Raw genomic sequence first — 16,171 nt, 5'->3', positions numbered from 1 at the left:
TTTCCCTCCACAAATAAGAGTTTTATAAACTAGTCATATTTATAAAATGTGCTGCAAAAAAAACATTTACGGTTGATGTTAAAAAAAAATTTAGTAAAAATATAATGAAAAAAATGATACTATCAATTCTCTGAAAACTCATGCTGAATCGCTTTTGGGTTGAATATAGAACAACAAACAGATAAAAATAAATATATAAATAATTTAAAATATTGTGTTAAATTATTAAAGCATTAATATTAAAACATAACTAATTCACGTAAAAACATTGATTAATTAGTTTTTTATTGACATATCGTCAACTTTAACATTTAAATACATATAAATCCGATTAAATGTTTTTACCTTTAGGTTACTAGCAAAAAACACCCTTAAAAACAAATTATTTAATAATTAAAAATTAAATTGTCATGAAAAACACTTTACTCAAAGTGCTTTCTGGTAGCTTAATTGTTTTTGGACTGTTAGTTCCTCAAGTTACAATTGCACAAACCTATCAGAGAGCAGACTCACAAATCTCTAGTCCAGATGCTCCTGGCCTTTCAATGTCACCTGATGTTACTACAGTAGATGACCCTACATTATCTATAGATGTAGGTACTGATGGAAGGGGAGACCTAAGTTCCGCTTCAACGATTAAAGCTTCAACTGGAATAGTAAATGAAGTTGGAGCCTATACTGGCTATCAAGAATTAATTTTCCCTACGGGTGCAACTCCTGAGGCCAATCAAACCACATATATCAGATTAAATTCAACCGACGATCTCTTTCCCGCTCTATTAGGTGGTTCTTTAGGCTCTACGTTGGCATCGATACTAGGAGATGTGCTTTTTGGCAACCAAGAAATTACTGTAGAAGCTAAGAATAACACTACTGTAGTTTTATCAGGACAAACACAAAACTCAAACGATTTCGCTTCAGAAAATCTAAGAGTAGTTTCTGATGCTAATAATAACTATTTTGTAGCCATTACCCCTTCAGTAGCTTATGATAGAATAAGAATTCATAATCGAATTGGTACTATATTAGGCATAGGCAACACAAAGGAGATCGATTTGTATGGAGCATATTACAACACTAGCATTAATAATTGCGAACAAGCTAAGTATACTTCTTTTTCAGGAAGTGGAGGGTTAATCGGCGCTTTAAATGCGTCAAGTGGAGTCTTAAATGCAGGTAATGCCATTGATAGTGACCCTAACACCTATTCCTCTTTAAGGTTGCCTATTTTATCTGTTGCTGGGGACGTGCAACAGACTATTTACTTTGAAGGACCTTCTGCCAGCACCGATACATACCATTTAAGTTTAGCTTCTCCATCTGATATTGTAAGTTTAGATTTATTGGATAATATTTATATTGAAGCTTATAATGGCAGTTCTTTAGTAGATTCACAACAGTTAAGTAGCTTAATAGACTTAGATTTACTTGGTATATTTAACTCTAATGATAAAGCAAATATAGCCTATACCCCTAATGCCCCTGCGAATAGAATTAGAGTAAGAGTTCAGAATTTAGTCAACTTGAGTTTAACGTCAGAGCTACGCTTATACTCTATCACCAAAAACCCACCTTTACCAACTACCCATTTAGCAACACAGGTTACCCCCACCACAGCCACACTTAATGGTAGTTTGAGTGATCCTTATAACTGTATGAATAGCACCTATGGTTTTGAGTACAGTACAGATCCTGATTTTACTGAAGGAACAGGAACTTTTGTAACCTCTTCTAATTTATCTAGTGGAGATTTCAGCTTTGACCTCACAGGTTTAAATGCGAACACCAATTATTACTTTAGAGCTGTCTCGAATGTTAACGTAGATGGAAATATTTTTTCTAGTTATGGCAATATTGAACAGTTTTTTACAGGAAATATCATTTGGGATGGTACGGAATGGAATAATGAAATTGGACCTGATATTACAGACTCCTCTAATGGAATAGCTACCATAAATGGCGATTACAATACAGATACCCACGGCAGCCTAGCTGTATACGATTTAACCATTAACTCACCCTATACTTTAACAGTAGAAAGCACTAATTCTTTTACTCTTAGCGGAAGCATCACTGCTCCAGATGAAAGTATCGATGCTAGTGAGGGTGAGATTATTTTTACAGGCGCAGATAACATTGTTCTCGATGGAGATCTACTAGTCGATAAAGATGGTATCGCCGATAACCGAAACGGACATCAAATCGATAAGGTACAAGTCAATACTACTGGTGGAGCTGAACTAGAAGTACTTAATGAAGTGGAAGTAATGACTAGCTTAAACTTGGGCACCGAAGGTATTTTAGCTTTACAAGATGATGCTGAAATCATTTTTAATAGTGATGGCAATGGTACTGCTATTTTTGGTGAAGTTGGCGGAGTGTGTACTTCTTCAAGAATTACTTACGGTAATAATGCGGGAGTTACTGTAGAACGCTACATTCCTGCAGGTTCTACCGAAGGAAGCACTAAAGAAGTGAGAGCTTATCGCATGCTTACTTCTGCTGTAAATGCAGGAACGATAAACTCCAACTGGCAAGAAGGAGATATAGATGCTACTTATAACACAGGATCTAATTCTTTAGGAAATATAGTAGGGTTTGGTACTCACATTACAGGAGGTAGTAACGCTAATGGTTTTGATTATAATGCTACAAACAACCCTAGTGCTTATACCTATAACAATCAAGCTCAAACTTGGAGCGCCCTAGCCAATACGAATGCTACCAATTTAAACGTAGGTGATCCTTATTATATTAATATTAGAGGAGATCGTACCTTAGATATGAGCACCAATGCTCCTGACCCTATTAGTACAACCATAAGAACTAAGGGAACTTTAAAATTATGCGATAGCGACCTAACCTCTGCAACCTTAGCAGATGGAGATGAAGAGTTCAGCTTTTTTGGAAATCCTTATCAGGCTCCAGTAGATATGAACGAAGTATTAACAAATACAGGAACCAGCGAAATAAATCCTAATTTTATCTGGGTATGGGATCCTAATTTATCCACTAAAGGAGCTTATGTGGTGGTAAATGTTACCAATAACACCAAGAGCAATTCTGATAGTAATACTAACCGCTTTCTACAAGCAGGGCAGGCTATCTTTGTAGCTAATAGTTCTTCAATGACTGGTTCTCCAAATCTAAGTTTTGAAGAAAACGATAAAAATATAGAAGAAGATAATTTAGGGGTATTTAGACCGTCTGGAGCATCCTATGCTTTAAATATTCACTTAAAAAGCGGAGCCAACACGTTAGATGCTGCAGTAATTGACTTTAGCGATAATAATGATAACGCAGTCAACGATTATGATGCTAAGAAATTAGGAAATTCAGATGAAAACTTAGCGCTAGTGAATGGGAGTCATTTCCTAAGCATAGAGCAAAGAGATATTCCTGTAGATTTAGAAGAAATACCATTATATGTAGGCTCGTATAGACACCAAGATTATCAATTCTTAATCAATTGGGAGGAGATTCCTAACCTGCAGGCTTATCTTGTAGATAATTACTTACAAACCTCTACAGCTTTAGTTACAGGAGAGAATATAATTAATTTTAGTGTTGATGAACAAATTGCAGCAAGTGTAGAAACTGATAGATTTAAAATAACTTTTGAAGATAGCAGCTTAGCTAGCAATACGGTTAAAACTAATGGATTTAGCTTATACCCTAATCCATTAAATAATGGTATACTAAACATCTCCAACCCCAACTACACAGGAGAAATGAAAGTTTCTGTATTTAATAATGTCGGACAGTTGATGATGATGAAATCGCGTACCGCAATTACTGGAAACACAAGCATCAACATGAGCCAATTGGCTGCAGGTGTCTATTTGGTAAAAGTAACCACAGAAAGTACCACATTCACTAAAAAAATTGTAAACCCCTAAAAATTGATTTCTATGAAAAAATATATCAAGAATATTATATGCTGTATAGCTCTTTTAGGATGTTTCTCTATAAGTTTCGCTCAATTTCCAAGTGGAACTCCTGGAGTGCCTGAAGATGATACGGGTGACAATCCTGCTGCCCCAATAGATGATTACATTCCTTATTTAATTATTGTAGGATTAGGTATTGGAGTTTATTCACTTCAACTAACGAAGAATTAACCTTATAAAAAAACCAAAAGATAAACTTTTGGTTTTTTTATATTAAATTATGTAAAATTAATTTTACTTTTAGTAAAATTAATTTTACATTTTAATTTATAAATATATTAAGATATGAAATCTACTTATTTAATTCCATATAGATTTAAAAAATTAAGCTTTATAATTTTCATAACTTCCCTTCTAACATTGATTATCTCTATGATGATAGATTGGACACCGAATAGTTTTAAGGTACCTGTATTTGCAATTATTTCTCAAGAAATTTTACAAGATTCTATTTATTTTGAATGGATAGAATCTAACGTATGGTACGACTTACTATGTTTATTAATAATTGTTTTCGGAATTGTATTTGCTTTTTCAGAAGAGAAAATTGAAGATGAATATATCTCTAACTTAAGGTTACGATCATTAGTTAAAGCAGTATACTGCAATTATGCTATACTTATCTTAGCTATAATTTTTATTTACAACTTATCATTTTTTACAGTCTTACTTCTAAATATGCTGAGTACACTACTATTATTTATTCTTTTCTTTCAAAAAGAACTAATATTAGTTAGAAAGAGAAAATCATGAAAAATTCAATTAAAATTCAGCGTGCTATAAAAGGCTTAACTCAAGCAGGTTTAGCAGAAAAAGTGAATGTAACAAGACAAACGGTTAATGCCATTGAATTAGAGAAATACTCCCCATCTGCAGTTTTGGCTTTAAAACTAGCTTTAGTTTTAGATATAAAAGTAGACGAGCTGTTTCAATTAGAGAAAAGAGATTGGAATTAACTTCTAGCTGCAAAAATTTTTAAATGAAAGTTACTTCCTAGGTTTCTAGCGAAATATTTAGCTTTCTCGGCTAATTCTCCTTCAAAATATTCATCAATCGTTTCAAACCAAAGATTTAACCAAACTCCAAAGTGCTTAGCTTCTATACTTTCATTAAATTTTTTATCTACTTTAATATGCGCGTATCCAGGTCTTCCTGAAAATTTGTTGACCCTAAATAAATTACTTTCCCAAAAATCTGTCAACTTTTCCAGATGCTCTTCCCAATCCTGGATTGTTTCATTGAAAAAATATCCTATATCCTCATTCAACCTAACCTTTTCATAAAATTTAGTTACGAGTAACTTAATATCTTTTCTCTCGTCTATTAATTTTAAATTATTCATCTATTTTTAGATTTCTAACTAACTTAGTATTTGTATGTACAAAATAACATTTATTTTTTTACTTATTTTATTTAAACTCACTTGTAGTTTTGCACAAATTACAAACTTAAAATACAGAGTAATTTACAAAGATAAAGAGGTAGGAACTTTACTTGCTACAAAACAAATAAGTGATTCTATAATTTTTTATCAAAATAAAACAGAAATAGATACTCGGGTTATCACTAAAATTAATTTAGAATATAAATATGATGTAATCTTTGAAAATGGCCTATTAAATAAATCTAATGTACAGATAGAATTAAATGGTAAGTCTAGAAAAAACTCAAAAACGATTTTAGAAAAAAATAAATATCGTTACTATGAGGATGAAAAATTAAGTTACCTTATATCAGAAAACATAAATTACACCGCTGCAATGCTTATGCTTGAAGAACCTATAGATATTCAAAATGTTTACTCAGAAGAAAATGGAACGTTTCATAGTCTCAAAAAAATAGAGGAACATATCTATGAAAAGAAAGGTGAAAAAAACAGAATCAACACCTATATTTATGAAAATGCTGTCTTAAAAAAAGCTATTATTAATGCAGGAATTATTGAATTTCAAGTAGAGTTGATTGATAATTAAAATTACACAACTTAATTATAGATATGCTGAGCATTATTTTATATTTAGAAAATTTTAAATTTACTAAAAACTTCTACCTTTTACTACCTTATAAAAACCGGTTCTGATTCATTTTTTGTTTCGGCTTCACTGTATTGATAACCACCATAATCAAATTTCTTTAAGTCTTTTAAAGATTGAGCGTTATGATCCAGAATAAATCTAACCATACTTCCTCGTGCTTTCTTAGCAAAAAAACTGATGATCTTCAACTTACCGTTTTTAAAATCTTTAAAAACTGGGCTTACAAGATTAGCTTTGATTTCCTTTTTCTGAATCACTTTAAAGTACTCATTGCTTGCAAGATTAATTAATAATTCATCAGAAGACATTTCTTCATTTAAAGCTTTAGTTACTTTATCTCCCCAAAATTCGTATAAATTTTTGTGACGTTGGATAGGCAATTTAGTACCCATTTCTAAACGGTACGGTTGAATAAGATCTAAAGGTTTTAAAATTCCGTAAAGCCCCGAAAGTATTCGTAACTTACTCTGAAGTTTATCAATTTTATTATTGGGAATGGTATAAGCGTCTATTCCCGTATAAACATCACCATCGAACATATAAATTGCAGGTCTAGAATTTTGAGGCTCTTTAGTTTCTTCAAAATCTTGATAACGCTGATAATTCAAATCGGTTAACTTCTCACTTATACTCATTAAATCAGAAATTTCCTTTTTAGTAAGTCTAGCAAGTTTTTTATTAACTTGTATAGCCTCATCTAGAAAATGAGGAATAGTATTTTTTTTTGTAGGCAGATCATTTTCGAGATCTAGTGATTTGGCGGGTGAAACAAGTATTTTCATGTCTATTTTTGAATAAAGATAAGCATTTCGGTAAATTCGAAAGAAATCTTTTCCTTTGAAATACACATAAGACTATTTATAAAATCTATTTGCAATAGGGATAGTAGCGGCATCCTTTTGTGAAGCAAAGCAAATCAAAAGATATAGCGGATAGCCCGGCTTTTTTGTAAAAAAAAAAGATTGCCCTAATCTAAAACTTCCTTTTGGTTTTTTGCATAATTTCTCCATCGTTCTACACAAGCTTCAATATCTTGTGGAACTGGAGAATTAAAACTCATCCACTCTTTAGTTTTAGGATGTTCAAACCCTAATGTTTTGGCGTGTAGAGCTTGCCTCGGCAATACCTTGAAACAATTATCTACAAATTGTTTATACTTGGTAAATGAAGTTCCTTTTAAGATTCTTTCTCCCCCATAACGTTCATCATTAAATAATGTATGTCCTATATGTTTCATATGCACCCTAATTTGATGAGTGCGACCTGTTTCTAATCGACAAGAGACTAAAGTAACATAACCAAAGCGTTCTAAGACTTTATAGTGAGTGACTGCAGGTTTTCCTTTTTCTGTATCTTCTCCAAAATAAACCGTATTTTGTAATCTATTTTTAGGGTGCCTTCCAATATTTCCTTCTACGGTTCCTTCATCATCTTCTACATTCCCCCATACTAAAGCAACATATTCCCTTTCACTAGTTTTATTAAAAAACTGTTTAGAAAGATGTGTCATAGCTTCTTCAGTTTTAGCCACCACAAGTAAACCACTTGTATCTTTATCTATTCTATGCACAAGTCCTGGCCTATCACTACTATTATTAGGTAGATTATCAAAATGATAAATCAATGCGTTAATAAGAGTTCCTGAATAATTTCCATGCCCAGGATGCACTACCATTCCCGGCTGTTTATTTACTATTAAAACAGTATCATCTTCATAAATAATATCTAATGGAATATTTTCTGGAGTTAACAAAAACTCATAAGGTGGGTGCTCAAACATGACTTTTACTTCATCTTCGGCTTTTACTTTATAGTTTTGCTTAACAGTTTTTCCGTTTACAAAAACATTTCCGTCTTTAGCTGCTTGTTGAATTTTATTTCGAGTAGCATTTTCAACGAAATTCATTAAAAACTTATCTACTCGTAAAGGCTCTTGCCCTTTGGAAGCAACAAAATGATAATGCTCATAAAGCTCATCATTCTCATCATTTATAATCTCTTCTTGATTGCTCATTAAAATAAGTATTAATTTTCGCTATTGTAATTACGAGTTCCGTCACCTAATACCAAATCTATGGTAGAAGTTTTCATTAGCTTATCCCCTTCTTTGAGAAGGTTTCCTTTATGCCTCATTTCTAAAACAGCATTTTCAGCTATATTTGGTTTATAGGTAATATCCCCTATTTTAAAACCTAAAGACCTTAAAGTAGGCTCTACTTGTCGTTGTGTTCTTCCTAATAAATTAGGGATCTCAATTTTATTATAGCCAGAAGGATTTAATGTGAGGTAAATCATTCTATTTTCTTTTACCAAACTACCAGGTTTAGGCACTTGCTCTATAACAGAATATTTAGGGTAATCGGGATTATAATTAGCGGAGTCTAAAATATCTCTTCTCAAATCTACCTCCACTAATTTTTTATCTACAACATCTAAGGAGAGTTTAGAAAGGTTTGGCACCTCAATTCTTTGATCATGGTTAGTCGTATAATCTAACCACTGCATGGCACCAAACACAAGAATAACAATAACGATTAACGCTATACCTAACTGTATTAAAAATGCTTTACTGAATAAAAATTTTACAAAGCTCATTATTATAACAAATTATTGAGCAAAGATATAAAAACACCCGTATTTTTGCAGTGATTTAACAAGTGATATTATTATATTATCTAATAATGATTTTATGAAAAAGAAAACAATAGCTATCGCTATGGGTGGTTATTCTAGCGAAGCTGAAATCTCTATTAAAAGTGGACAGCTTGTCTATGATTATATCGACAAAGATAGATTTAATGCTTATAAAGTTCACATTTTAGAAAAAGAGTGGTTTGTAGTTACAGATGAAAATAAAAAACACTCTATTGATAAATCTGATTTTTCTACCACTATAGATGGAATAAAAATAAATTTTGACTGTGTGTTTAATATCATTCACGGAACACCTGGCGAAGATGGTTTATTCGCAGCATACTTAGAAACTGTAAATAAAAAGCAAACCTCTTGTGATTATTATCAATCAGCGCTGACTTTTAACAAGCGAGATTGTATAAGTGTTTTAAATGCTTATCATATAAAAACTGCAACAAATTACTTCATCAATAAAGGTGATAATATTAATGAAGAAGAAATTATTAATAAAGTTGGTTTACCATGTTTTGTAAAAGCGAATAAAGCAGGTAGTAGCTTTGGAATCTCAAAGGTTAAAAAACAAGAAGATTTATTAAAAGCTATTGAGTTTTCATTTAAAGAAGACGAAGAGGTGATCATAGAATCTTTTTTAGACGGAATCGAAGTTTCAGTGGGAGTTATAGATTATAAAGGGGAGGTTATTGCATTACCAGTTACCGAGATTATATCTGAAAATGAGTTTTTTGATTATGAAGCAAAATATCTAGGACAATCTCAAGAAATAACCCCTGCAAATATTTCTAAAAAACTAACCTTAGAAGTTCAGGAGTTAGGCGTGAAAATTTTTAAAATTTTAAAACTAAAAGGTTTAACAAGAGCAGAGTTTATATTTCATAATAACGAACCTCACTTTTTAGAGGTGAATACCTGTCCGGGGTTAAGTGAAGCTAGTATTTTACCACAACAAGCCAAAGCAGCTGGAATTACTTTAAAAGAATTATTTACTAATGTTATTGAAAATGCATTGAAGTAATAATATTATATCATTTTTTATATAACAATTGTTTACTAAATGACCTTTTCTAAATTATTAAAATTAAATACAACCAACTTTTCTATAGGAGAAATCATGAGCTTTACAAAAACAATGATTTAAAAAATGGACTACACTAAGAAAATGTTACATGATGACGCTTTAAGCGGAAAAAATATTGTGGTAACTGACGGTGGAAGCGGTCTCGGAAAAGCCATGACCAAATACTTTCTATAACTCGGTGTTTAAAATGGTCAATAGTTTCATTTATTGATTTTTAGGCTTAAAGTAATTACCAGGTTTATTATATTGGTTCAAAACTAATTCATTAGGAATGAATAGATTATTATTAATATTATTTCAACTTTTAGGTTTTGTATTCTTTACTCAATACAATTTGGATCCAAAATTCAATTAGACTCCACAATTGATGTTCAAGATATTGAGAGTATTGGTTTTAACAACGACGGCTTTCAAGATATTATAGTTTCAGAAAGTCGATTTGGAAACCCGCCAACAAAATTAAGTATGAGCTTAAATCTTGGTAACAGGAATATTGATGGTCTTACAACTCTCGAGAATTTAACTTCCATTAGAACATTTATTGCCAAAGGAGACTTTAATAACGATGGTTGGGACGATATCATTTCTTACGACACCAACCTTTTTATCTTAATTAATAATCAGGATACCACATTTACAAAAATTGATGTGGCACAACAAATTCATGGTGTAGATACAGAAGTGGCAGTTATTACTAATGATACGAAAGAGGATATTATTGTCGCAACCGATGGCACTCTATATGTCTTCTCAAATCAAACAAACCTATCCTTCACAGAAGAAATAATTCTAATGCTGCTGCCGAGCGATCATTATACTATTGAAATTGCAGATTTATATAATGACGGTTTTCCCGAAATTATAGAAGGTGCCTTTCCATTTTACGTGTACAACAATAATAATGGAAAAATTGTTTATGACTCTATTGTTTCCAATCCCAACACCCCAGATGCTGTATTTGCTGTAGCAACAGGAGATGTTAATCATGACGGACACATAAATATCGTTACTAGCAGCGCTTGTTTAAATGAATTATTGTAGTTTGAAAACCTAGCTAATGGAATTTTCGATAGCAAAAAAGTAATCGATGAGAATGTATTCCAAATCAATGATATTGATGGGGTGATATAAATAATGATGGTAAAAAAGATATGATAACAAACAACAACCAGAACGGTGAAGTTGTATGGTATGAAAATACAGGAACTAACACATTGGGCAATAGGAAGGTAATACATACAGGTGACTTCCCTAGAATAGAGCAAATTCTTCTTAGTGAAGGAAGTAACCAAATTATTCACCATTTAGCTTCGCGGCTTTATTTTGTCCATATAAAATCAGATAAACAACTAGTAGAAAAAAACTAATTGCAAAATAAATTCTCTGCTTTTTTAAAAACACCTCATTTGAATACACAATAAGCAATTTTATTTAAAGTTATATATTTAACTAACTAACACTTATATTATGAAAAACTTAATAGCTTTTTTTGGACTTTTAGCTTTATTTTCTTGTTCGGCAGATGATGATGATAACTCATCAAATGATATAAATGAGGATACTCAAGAAAATATTAGCATCATTTCTTATGAAAAAATTATGCAAAGTACTATCGAAAACAGTGCAGATAATTCTACTATTAATTTCAAACTTATATTTAATGGAGATTTAACTCATAATAAATACACCCATTATACTAGAGAAGAAATATTTAATGGAGTAGCACAAACCCAAGAAACCTTTAATCATTTTACTTATCAGAATAATAATGTAAAAACGTGTTTTCCTTTTGACAACAATGATGAAAACCAGAAAAGAGAATTTTATTACAATAATGATGAAGAATTAATTGGTGTAAGTTTGGGCAATGTAAGTCGTTATTATAGAATAACTGAATCAGAAAACAATAATTACTACTTTGAAGTTCTCTCTACCTCTAATGATGACCCTAATGCAGATATTTTAAGCAGAAGAATTCTTGTTTTTGATGAACATGATAACGTCATTAAAGCGGGAAGAGATAATGATAAAGATGGGATTATGGACAATGAAAATAATTTCACTTATGATGAGAACCATAATCTAATTAAAATAGAAACTGACAATGGAGAAAGCAAATCTTTCACGTATTCTAATATTAAAAACACCGAAAGCTATGTGTTAGATCAATCCTATTTTAAAAAAATTAGACGTCTACAATGTGCAGAAGTTTATGCCGCTACCATTAAGGATATAGAAAAATTAAATCATTCCCCGTATATCACTACGGAAGAAAGTGAAAGTGCGACGTTTGAAATTCATGAAAACGGTTATTTTAAAAGCAAAACTTGGGAAAACGAAATGACAAATCCAGAATCTACTTCTCAAACCACACTCACTTATTTCTTTGAATAGTGAAAAGCTTTATTTCTATAATGTTTAATTTAATTCTAAACTTCTATTTTATCAAGTAAATCATTAGCTTTACAAAAACAATGATTTAAAAAATGGACTACACTAAGAGAATGTTACGTGATGACGCTTTACGCGGAAAAAATATTGTGGTAACTGGTGGCGGAAGCGGACTAGGAAAAGCCATGACCAAATACTTTTTAGAATTAGGTGCACAAGTTGCAATTACTTCTAGAAATCTAGAAAAATTACAGCATACTACTAAAGAACTAGAAGACGAAACAGGCGGAAAGTGTTTTGCTATTCAGTGTGATGTAAGACATTACGATCAAGTTGAACATATGCGGGATGAAGCTATCGCTAAAATGGGAAACGTTGATATTCTTCTTAATAATGCCGCAGGAAACTTTATATCTCCTACCGAAAGACTCTCAACGAATGCTTTTGACACTATTATAGATATCGTATTAAAAGGAAGTAAAAACTGTACACTCGCTTTTGGTAAACATTGGATAGATCAAAAAGAAACAAACAAAACCGTTTTAAATATTGTGACTACTTACGCTTGGACAGGTTCTGCATATGTGGTTCCTTCCGCGACAGCGAAAGCAGGGGTATTAGCGATGACACGTTCATTAGCTGTAGAATGGGCCAAATATGGGATTAGGTTTAATGCCATAGCTCCAGGCCCATTTCCCACCAAAGGTGCCTGGGATAGATTATTACCGGGAGATTTAAAGGAAAAATTTGACTTAGCGAAAAAGGTTCCGCTTAAGCGTGTAGGAGAACATCAAGAATTAGCAAATTTAGCTGCTTATTTAGTATCTGATTTTGCTTCCTATATGAACGGAGAAGTAATTACTATCGACGGCGGTGAATGGTTGAAAGGTGCGGGACAATTTAATTTGCTAGAAGAAATTCCTGAAGAAATGTGGGATCAATTGGAACAAATGATTAAAAATAAAGGTAAAAAATAATCAATCAACACTTGTTAACAAATTCCGTTTTAAAATGGAATAATAAATTGTATTTTTACTGTCTAAACGAATGGTGAGTTAATGGGTAAAATCATTGCAATTGCAAATCAAAAAGGAGGGGTTGGAAAAACTACAACCTCTGTTAATTTGGCGGCTTCTCTGGGAGTTCTCGAAAAAAAGGTTCTATTAATAGATGCAGATCCGCAGGCTAACGCTAGTTCTGGATTGGGGATTGATGTAGAAGAAATTGAAAAAGGAACCTATCAACTATTAGAACATACCATAAAAGCAGAGGAAGCAATTATTCCCACAGACTCTCCTAATTTAGATATTATCCCTGCACATATTGATTTGGTAGCGATAGAGATAGAGTTAGTAGATCAAGATCAACGAGAGTCCATGCTAAAAAAAGCAATTGTACACTTAAAAGAGTCTTACGATTATATTTTAATTGACTGTGCTCCCTCTCTTGGTTTATTAACTTTAAATGCCCTTACAGCTGCAGATTCGGTTATTATTCCAATTCAATGTGAATATTTTGCTTTAGAAGGTTTAGGAAAACTCCTTAACACTATTAAAAGTGTTCAAAAAATACACAATGATAAATTAGATATTGAAGGGCTTTTACTTACAATGTACGATTCTCGCCTAAGACTTTCTAATCAAGTTGTAGATGAAGTAAAAAAGCACTTTGACGAGATGGTTTTCAAAAGCATCATTCAAAGAAATGTTCGTTTAAGCGAAGCTCCTAGTTATGGAGAGAGTATCATTAATTATGATGCAGGTAGTAGAGGAGCTAGCAATTACCTTAGCTTAGCGGAAGAAATTATTAAAAAAAATCTATAAGGATTTATGGCGAAAGCAACAAAAAAACAAGCCTTAGGAAGAGGCCTTTCTGCTTTACTGAAAGATCCCGAAAATGATATCAATTCTGCAAAAGATAAAAATGCAGATAAAGTCGTTGGCAGTATAGTAGAATTAGATATTGATGCAATTGAGGTCAATCCTTTTCAGCCGAGAACTAGTTTTAACGAAAGTGCCTTACAAGAACTTGCCACTTCTATTAAAGAGTTAGGCGTTATACAACCTATTACGGTTAGAAAAATTGATTTTAATAAATTTCAATTGGTTTCTGGGGAACGTAGGTTTAGAGCATCTAAACTTGTAGGCTTAAAAACTATCCCTGCTTATATTAGAATTGCTAACGATCAAGAGTCGTTAGAAATGGCGTTGGTTGAAAATATTCAACGTCAAGATTTAGATCCTATAGAAATTGCACTTTCTTACCAGCGATTAATCGACGAAATTAGTCTTACTCAAGAACAACTGAGTGATCGTATTGGTAAAAATAGATCTACTATTGCTAATTATTTGCGTTTATTAAAACTAGATCCTATCATTCAAACAGGAATGAGAGATGGTTTCTTAAGTATGGGACATGGTCGAGCTTTGATAAACATTGATGATTTAGAACTTCAGTTAGAAGTTTATGAAAAAGTCTTAGCAGACTCACTTTCAGTAAGAGATACTGAAAAATTAGTAAAAAGTGTGCAGTCTTCTGGTTCTCTTTCCTCAGAAAAAACTAAGAACACTCCTAAGGTCCCTAAAGAAATTAAGGAGTCTGTCAAAGATTTCTCTAGTTATTTTGGCGCTAAAGTAGATGTAAAAGTTAGTAAGAAAGGAAATGGTAAGGTGATTATTCCTTTTTCATCTCAAGAAGATTTTGAGCGGTTAACTAAACTCATCCACAGTGAAAAATAGCTGTTTTTATTTTTCTGTTTTTTTTCTGTTTTTAAGTTTTCAAATCTTTGCTCAAGAAGATTCTTTACAACTTAAGACAAGTAAAGAAGTGACTTTAAAGAAAAGTCTAAAAGCCAAAGTAGAATATAATCCGTTAGCTCCGGCAAAAGCTGCATTTTATTCGGCTGTTTTACCTGGTTTAGGGCAAGCATACAATAAAAGATATTGGAAAATCCCTATTGTATATGCAGGAATTGGAGCAGGAATTTATTTTTATTCGGTAAATGATCGTGAATATAACCGTTATAGAGATGCTTATAAGAGAAGACTCGCAGGTTATAGTGACGATGAGTTTCAAGGAGTTTTAGAAGACGCTACCTTAATTTCTGCTCAAGAAAAATTTAGAAGACAAAAAGAAATATCAATTTTAGTGACTGCCGCTATCTACATTCTTAATATTATTGATGCCAATGTAGATGCGCATTTAAGACAGTTTAACGTAGATGAAGATTTAAGTGTACAACCTAATCTAAATGTAGATGACCTTACCGGAAGAGCAAATTACGGTTTATCCTTAAATTTAAAATTTTAACTTATGAAAATTGCTTTATTAGGTTACGGAAGAATGGGTAAAACCATTGAAAAATTAGCCTTAGAAAGAAACCATACTATTGTTTATAAAACCTCTTCTGGAATTAATAAAGAAAATCTTCAACAGGCAGATGTTGCGATAGATTTTAGTATTCCAACAGCAGCGATAGAAAATATAACTTCAGCATTTAAAGCCCAAGTTCCCGTTATTTCGGGTACCACAGGTTGGTTAGAAAATTATGACGAAGTGGTTAAAACTTGCAATCAACTTAACGGAACTTTTTTATACGCATCCAATTTTAGTCTGGGAGTAAACTTGTTTTTCAATCTCAATGAACACCTTGCTAAATTGATGAAAAATCATGAGCAATATCAGGTGAGTTTAGAAGAAATTCATCACATACAAAAATTAGATAAGCCTAGCGGAACTGCTATAAGTCTTGCTGAAGGTATTATCAACCACTCTTCTTTAACCGATTGGAAGCTGGTTGAGCAAGAAGATGAAAATGCAGGCAAATCAATTCCGGTAACGGCAAAACGCATAGAGAATGTTCCTGGTACGCATAGTATTAGCTACAAATCTACCGTAGATGATATAGAGATTAAACATACAGCTCATTCTCGAGAAGGCTTTGCTCTTGGTGCAGTAATTGCAGCAGAATGGATGAATGGAAAAAAAGGAGTGTATAGCATGAAAGATGTGCTACAACTAAATAATTTGTAACAAGTTTAGCTTGTTTACTACTTATAAAACAA

At 32.2% G+C, this 16,171-nt stretch carries 18 protein-coding genes and 1 pseudogene; 15 read left to right on the top strand and 4 right to left on the bottom strand.

Annotated elements, in window-relative coordinates; genetic code table 11:
- Positions 1–410: 410 nt before the first annotated feature.
- From FT986_RS13930 to FT986_RS13915, 4 genes are all read left to right on the top strand, one after another.
- On the top strand, positions 411–3,899 hold the full coding sequence (locus FT986_RS13930) for a T9SS type A sorting domain-containing protein (protein WP_147865573.1): 3,489 nt from the start codon (positions 411–413) through the stop codon (positions 3,897–3,899).
- Between the two features lie 12 nt (positions 3,900–3,911).
- Positions 3,912–4,121 carry a hypothetical protein gene (locus tag FT986_RS13925; RefSeq protein ID WP_147865572.1) on the top strand — a complete coding sequence of 70 codons (210 nt, stop codon included), beginning with the start codon at positions 3,912–3,914 and terminating at the stop codon, positions 4,119–4,121.
- A gap of 114 nt (positions 4,122–4,235) precedes the next feature.
- Positions 4,236–4,703, top strand: coding sequence for a hypothetical protein (locus FT986_RS13920; RefSeq protein ID WP_147865571.1), 468 nt, complete (start codon positions 4,236–4,238; stop codon positions 4,701–4,703).
- Positions 4,700–4,906 carry a helix-turn-helix transcriptional regulator gene (locus FT986_RS13915; RefSeq protein WP_147865570.1) on the top strand — a complete coding sequence of 69 codons (207 nt, stop codon included), beginning with the start codon at positions 4,700–4,702 and terminating at the stop codon, positions 4,904–4,906. The genes FT986_RS13920 and FT986_RS13915 overlap by 4 nt, the downstream gene beginning before the upstream one ends.
- Here FT986_RS13915 and FT986_RS13910 read toward each other — a convergent pair.
- A complete protein-coding gene (locus FT986_RS13910; protein ID WP_147865569.1) occupies positions 4,903–5,292 on the bottom strand; it encodes a group III truncated hemoglobin in 390 nt (129 codons plus the stop codon). The genes FT986_RS13915 and FT986_RS13910 overlap by 4 nt on opposite strands.
- Positions 5,293–5,326: 34 nt before the next feature.
- Between FT986_RS13910 and FT986_RS13905 the strand changes: the two genes are divergently transcribed.
- On the top strand, positions 5,327–5,923 hold the full coding sequence (locus FT986_RS13905) for a DUF6134 family protein (RefSeq protein WP_147865568.1): 597 nt from the start codon (positions 5,327–5,329) through the stop codon (positions 5,921–5,923).
- Positions 5,924–6,006: 83 nt separating this feature from the next.
- On the opposite strand, the gene yaaA is transcribed toward FT986_RS13905, so the two are convergent.
- The 3 genes from yaaA to FT986_RS13890 all read right to left on the bottom strand — a co-directional run bounded on the left by yaaA (position 6,007) and on the right by FT986_RS13890 (position 8,581).
- Entirely contained in the window at positions 6,007–6,768 is a 762-nt protein-coding gene (gene yaaA / locus FT986_RS13900; protein WP_147865567.1) for a peroxide stress protein YaaA, read from the bottom strand.
- A 185-nt stretch (positions 6,769–6,953) separates the two neighbouring features.
- The gene (locus tag FT986_RS13895) at positions 6,954–8,000 is read right to left on the bottom strand and encodes an RluA family pseudouridine synthase (RefSeq protein WP_147865566.1); all 1,047 of its coding nucleotides are present in this window, start codon (positions 7,998–8,000) and stop codon (positions 6,954–6,956) included.
- Positions 8,001–8,011: 11 nt separating this feature from the next.
- Positions 8,012–8,581, bottom strand: a complete 570-nt coding sequence (locus FT986_RS13890; protein WP_111541370.1) for a PASTA domain-containing protein — start codon at positions 8,579–8,581, stop codon at positions 8,012–8,014.
- 94 nt (positions 8,582–8,675) lie between these two features.
- Between FT986_RS13890 and FT986_RS13885 the strand changes: the two genes are divergently transcribed.
- The 10 genes and pseudogenes from FT986_RS13885 (at position 8,676) to dapB (ending at position 16,139) form a co-directional block, all read left to right on the top strand.
- Positions 8,676–9,653: a D-alanine--D-alanine ligase gene (locus tag FT986_RS13885; RefSeq protein WP_147865565.1), complete on the top strand. Its 978-nt coding sequence runs from the start codon at positions 8,676–8,678 to the stop codon at positions 9,651–9,653.
- A gap of 126 nt (positions 9,654–9,779) precedes the next feature.
- Positions 9,780–9,887 (top strand): annotated as a pseudogene (locus FT986_RS13880) (short-chain dehydrogenase); the annotation flags it as partial.
- A gap of 108 nt (positions 9,888–9,995) precedes the next feature.
- Complete coding sequence (locus FT986_RS13875; protein WP_370451189.1) at positions 9,996–10,757, top strand: FG-GAP repeat domain-containing protein; 762 nt, start codon at positions 9,996–9,998, stop codon at positions 10,755–10,757.
- Between the two features lie 110 nt (positions 10,758–10,867).
- Positions 10,868–11,083: a hypothetical protein gene (locus tag FT986_RS13870; RefSeq protein WP_147865563.1), complete on the top strand. Its 216-nt coding sequence runs from the start codon at positions 10,868–10,870 to the stop codon at positions 11,081–11,083.
- A 100-nt stretch (positions 11,084–11,183) separates the two neighbouring features.
- Positions 11,184–12,110, top strand: a complete 927-nt coding sequence (locus FT986_RS13865; protein ID WP_147865562.1) for a hypothetical protein — start codon at positions 11,184–11,186, stop codon at positions 12,108–12,110.
- Between the two features lie 92 nt (positions 12,111–12,202).
- Positions 12,203–13,084 carry an SDR family oxidoreductase gene (locus FT986_RS13860; protein WP_147865561.1) on the top strand — a complete coding sequence of 294 codons (882 nt, stop codon included), beginning with the start codon at positions 12,203–12,205 and terminating at the stop codon, positions 13,082–13,084.
- An 81-nt stretch (positions 13,085–13,165) separates the two neighbouring features.
- Positions 13,166–13,930 carry a ParA family protein gene (locus FT986_RS13855; RefSeq protein WP_111541072.1) on the top strand — a complete coding sequence of 255 codons (765 nt, stop codon included), beginning with the start codon at positions 13,166–13,168 and terminating at the stop codon, positions 13,928–13,930.
- Positions 13,931–13,936: 6 nt separating this feature from the next.
- Complete coding sequence (locus FT986_RS13850; RefSeq protein ID WP_147865560.1) at positions 13,937–14,845, top strand: ParB/RepB/Spo0J family partition protein; 909 nt, start codon at positions 13,937–13,939, stop codon at positions 14,843–14,845.
- Positions 14,835–15,416, top strand: a complete 582-nt coding sequence (locus FT986_RS13845) for a DUF5683 domain-containing protein (RefSeq protein ID WP_147865559.1) — start codon at positions 14,835–14,837, stop codon at positions 15,414–15,416. The genes FT986_RS13850 and FT986_RS13845 overlap by 11 nt, the downstream gene beginning before the upstream one ends.
- Before the next feature lie 3 nt (positions 15,417–15,419).
- Positions 15,420–16,139, top strand: coding sequence for a 4-hydroxy-tetrahydrodipicolinate reductase (gene dapB, locus FT986_RS13840; protein ID WP_147865558.1), 720 nt, complete (start codon positions 15,420–15,422; stop codon positions 16,137–16,139).
- Positions 16,140–16,171 lie beyond the last annotated feature (32 nt).

This window comes from Mesonia sp. K4-1 (assembly GCF_008017825.1).
Classification (GTDB): Bacteria; Bacteroidota; Bacteroidia; order Flavobacteriales; family Flavobacteriaceae; genus Mesonia.
The sequence above is the reverse complement of the archived record's forward strand: the minus strand, read 5'-3'. Positions and strand labels throughout refer to the sequence as shown.

Excerpts from the sequence above, each read along its gene's own strand:
- FT986_RS13910 (WP_147865569.1), bottom strand. The coding sequence starts at position 5,292 with ATGAATAATTTAAAATTAATAGACGAGAGAAAAGATATTAAGTTACTC.
- FT986_RS13895 (WP_147865566.1), bottom strand. The coding sequence starts at position 8,000 with ATGAGCAATCAAGAAGAGATTATAAATGATGAGAATGATGAGCTTTAT.
- yaaA (WP_147865567.1), bottom strand. The coding sequence starts at position 6,768 with ATGAAAATACTTGTTTCACCCGCCAAATCACTAGATCTCGAAAATGAT.
- FT986_RS13860 (WP_147865561.1), top strand. The coding sequence starts at position 12,203 with ATGGACTACACTAAGAGAATGTTACGTGATGACGCTTTACGCGGAAAA.
- FT986_RS13865 (WP_147865562.1), top strand. The coding sequence starts at position 11,184 with ATGAAAAACTTAATAGCTTTTTTTGGACTTTTAGCTTTATTTTCTTGT.
- FT986_RS13870 (WP_147865563.1), top strand. The coding sequence starts at position 10,868 with ATGATAACAAACAACAACCAGAACGGTGAAGTTGTATGGTATGAAAAT.
- FT986_RS13855 (WP_111541072.1), top strand. The coding sequence starts at position 13,166 with ATGGGTAAAATCATTGCAATTGCAAATCAAAAAGGAGGGGTTGGAAAA.
- FT986_RS13920 (WP_147865571.1), top strand. The coding sequence starts at position 4,236 with ATGAAATCTACTTATTTAATTCCATATAGATTTAAAAAATTAAGCTTT.
- FT986_RS13890 (WP_111541370.1), bottom strand. The coding sequence starts at position 8,581 with ATGAGCTTTGTAAAATTTTTATTCAGTAAAGCATTTTTAATACAGTTA.
- FT986_RS13905 (WP_147865568.1), top strand. The coding sequence starts at position 5,327 with ATGTACAAAATAACATTTATTTTTTTACTTATTTTATTTAAACTCACT.
- FT986_RS13915 (WP_147865570.1), top strand. The coding sequence starts at position 4,700 with ATGAAAAATTCAATTAAAATTCAGCGTGCTATAAAAGGCTTAACTCAA.
- FT986_RS13930 (WP_147865573.1), top strand. The coding sequence starts at position 411 with ATGAAAAACACTTTACTCAAAGTGCTTTCTGGTAGCTTAATTGTTTTT.
- FT986_RS13850 (WP_147865560.1), top strand. The coding sequence starts at position 13,937 with ATGGCGAAAGCAACAAAAAAACAAGCCTTAGGAAGAGGCCTTTCTGCT.
- FT986_RS13925 (WP_147865572.1), top strand. The coding sequence starts at position 3,912 with ATGAAAAAATATATCAAGAATATTATATGCTGTATAGCTCTTTTAGGA.
- FT986_RS13885 (WP_147865565.1), top strand. The coding sequence starts at position 8,676 with ATGAAAAAGAAAACAATAGCTATCGCTATGGGTGGTTATTCTAGCGAA.
- dapB (WP_147865558.1), top strand. The coding sequence starts at position 15,420 with ATGAAAATTGCTTTATTAGGTTACGGAAGAATGGGTAAAACCATTGAA.